The organism is Marinitoga sp. 1138 (genome assembly GCF_013363265.1).
In the GTDB taxonomy this organism is placed as follows: Bacteria; Thermotogota; Thermotogae; order Petrotogales; family Petrotogaceae; genus Marinitoga; species Marinitoga piezophila.
This window is the reverse complement of record NZ_LBFA01000033.1, coordinates 1-1,196: the sequence shown is the minus strand read 5'-3', so window position 1 is coordinate 1,196 and position 1,196 is coordinate 1. Positions and strand designations below refer to the sequence as shown.

The window sequence follows — 1,196 nt, the reverse complement described above, 5'->3', positions numbered from 1 at the left end:
TACACAGCAATACCTAAAAAAGCAATTACAGACGCAGTATGGAAGGAAACTTCAGTATTAATTGTTGTATTCCTTGTAATAATGATTGGTGCTTTTGTAATTGGTATTGTATTTGTTAATAAAGCAATTACAAAACCTATTTTAATTATGACAAAAGAAATGGAAGAGGTTGGAAAGGGTAATCTTAACGTTAAAGTTCATGTTGATGCAAATAATGAATTGGGTGTTCTTGCTAAAATTATGAACCAAACAATTGCTTCATTAAGAACACTTGTTGAAAAGGTTCAGGAATCTTCAAAAACATTAATTGAAACATCTTCAGAAGTTTCTAATTCTATTGATAAGAATTATGAATTAAACTTGAGAATATACGATGAAATTGAAGAAATTAACTCCAAGGTTCAGGACGCTTCTTCTTCACTTGAAGAAACAACTGCCGGTGTTGAAGAAATTGCTGCTGCAGCACAAAACGTTTCAAGATCAACTCAGGAAATAATGGAAAGATCAACTCAGGTTTCAGGACTTGCTAAAGAAGGTTCAAAGAACGTTGAAGAAGTTAAAACAAAAATGATTGACGTTAATGAAAAGGCAAAGGAAAACGCAAAAACAGTTAAGGTACTTGCAAGTGAAACTGCTAATATTCAGGAAATTGTTGAGACAATTAATTCAATTACAGAACAGACAAACCTCCTTGCATTAAATGCAGCTATTGAAGCAGCAAGAGCTGGAGAAGCAGGAAAAGGATTTGCTGTTGTTGCTGATGAAATTAGAAAACTTGCAGAAGAAAGTAAAAAAGCCACAGAAGAAATTGCAAATATACTTGGAAAAATACAAAACAGCGCTTCAGAAGTTGATAAAGAAACAGAAAATGTTGTTGAAAGTATAAATGAAGCAAACAAGATGGTATTTGAAATTGCAGAACAATTTGAAAGTATCACACAGGAAATTGAAGGTATTTCAATGATGATTGACAGCACTGCATCATCAGCAGAAGAGCAAACAGCATCAACAGAGGAAATTGCAGCTGCTGTAGATACTGCAAATAAAGCTGTTACAAGCGTTGCTGAAGATGTAATTAACTTCAAGAATGAAATAAAAGCACAGAACGAAGACTTTGCAAAGATTACAAAGGTTGCCAATAGACTTGAAGATTTAAGTGAAGAACTTAATACTCTTATTAAACAATTTAAAATTTA

General features: G+C 32.7%; 1 protein-coding gene. It reads left to right on the top strand.

Annotation, left to right across the window (positions count from 1 at the left end; all coding sequences use genetic code 11):
* The coding region (locus XO11_RS10360; protein ID WP_175418611.1) for a methyl-accepting chemotaxis protein at positions 1-1,196 on the top strand (1,196 nt) is incomplete at both ends.